Origin of the sequence: Vibrio sp. A1-1, from assembly GCF_021728175.1 — a bacterium.
Taxonomy (GTDB): Bacteria; Pseudomonadota; Gammaproteobacteria; order Enterobacterales; family Vibrionaceae; genus Vibrio; species Vibrio diabolicus.
Genome location: NZ_JAKKCL010000049.1, coordinates 1 through 1,756, shown reverse-complemented (window position 1 = coordinate 1,756; position 1,756 = coordinate 1). Strand labels below are relative to the sequence as shown.

The following is a 1,756-nucleotide window of genomic DNA, read 5'->3' as shown; positions in this document are numbered from 1 at the left end:
CGCAGCCAATTTAGGAATAAACTGCTTCATACAGAACACCAAGAAGCTTAAGCAGCCGAGTCTGATGCTCTTGAACACCCGTTATGAAGCTTTGGCCGCCAAATTCGAGTGTGTCGATACCTTCGAATTTTAAGAATACCCAACGTGCCGTCGGTTTAGTTGTCGTCTTGTTCTTTACCATGCTAGGAAAGAATTCCTCGGTCTTAGTGAGACTCTCTCGGATTTTGTGCTCTAAGCTTGCGTAGACGAGTAGGCTCAGCGTCATGATCATCAGTAGTGCCTCGATTCGCTGAGGTTTCTTCAGGAAAATTGATGATGTTAAGAACTCAGGGCTTTTCAAAAAGCGAAAGCCGCGTTCGACCTTTTGCTGAGACTTGTAATGTTCAAGCAATGCAACCATTGTTAGGTCGGTGTTGTCAGTATCGTTGGTGGCGAGAATAAACATACCTACTTTAAGCTTGGCCAGTTTCACCTTTTCTAGATCGGTATAAGGCGTAGCATCTATCAAATAGTGGTATCCCGTCGGCTTTTCATCTTTCTTCGGCCGACCACGACCTGAATAAATTGGCTCTTTAACGATGGTTGATTGCGCGAAGCCAAGCAAATGACACTGGTTGGCGAAGTCGCTCATTGCTTGCTCGGCATCCACTGCGCAAGCAAACTGCTTTTTCTTTAGTTGTCCCAGCGCTTTCAGCTCTTTGGTGATATTTTTGTCTAAGTTCTTATAAAACGTTACCTGTTCTCGCTTGGTTGCTTGTTCACTATGAATCAACAGCCACTTCTGAGATACCGAGCCATAATCAGAGTCAACCCAACAACCCGAGTAGCCATTGCCGATATGGCTCAGCTGCTCTGGCTCAAGGTTCATTAAGGCCTCTTTGGCTGATTTAATGGTCATTGGAACACGCGTAATAAACTTCTGTTGTTGCTCATCCAGTGAACGAATGCTCTCTTCGGTGTATAAAGCGGCATCGGCGATGAAGTAGCGACTGTTTTGAGCTGCCTTCAGGCAATGAATATGCCGTTTAGTGACTTCTGAGAATGCCTTAGCATCATTGGTGTTACCACTAAGCGCTTGCATGTAAACAGGCAGGCCAGCTTGATTTTCGCAAATCAACTCAAGGACCACTTGATTTAGCTCTGGACGGTGGTCTCGGCTGTAGCCTTTTACCAGCTTGATGGCATTAAGATCTTCGTCCTGGGCGTATTCACCATCGACATGGAAGCTAGTGATATCAAGGTGTACAGAGTCTGTTTTAAGTCCTAGCTTATCAACGACATGCTCTGCAATCGCTTGATAAAGTGCGGAGACATCTGCTTCATATAAAGCATCTAACGTGCGTCCGAGTACATCGTCCGTTAAATGGTGAGCTTCAATATCTTTAGCAAGCAACTTGGCAACAGGCTTCGTCTCGAAGAAATCAGAAAACATATGCAGCGTTCTGCTGTGAAAGCCAAGACCATTGAGAATCATCGCCAAGACCGCATAGCCATGTGAAACGTTATGATCCGAGTACTTGGGAATGACGCGATCAATAATACCAGGTAAGCCGATTTCATGGCAGAAAGCAGCGATCAGCCCTAAGTGATCTAGGCGTTTAATGACAGGTTGAGCAGCAGACATAATAAAGTGACCGTTAAATAACAGTAATAGATCAAAACTGGGGATCGCGGTCAAGAGGTCTGTCGCACTAACATTTGTAAACGATCACTGGATCACATTGTTTTAATTCTGAAATTGGCTGCGGAATGACGG

The 1,756-nt window shown here is 45.2% G+C and carries 1 protein-coding gene; it reads right to left on the bottom strand.

The features are described 5' to 3' along the window. Positions 1–10: 10 nt before the first annotated feature. Positions 11–1,624, bottom strand: a complete 1,614-nt coding sequence (locus tag L3V30_RS23910) for an IS1634 family transposase (protein ID WP_237310152.1) — start codon at positions 1,622–1,624, stop codon at positions 11–13. Positions 1,625–1,756 lie beyond the last annotated feature (132 nt).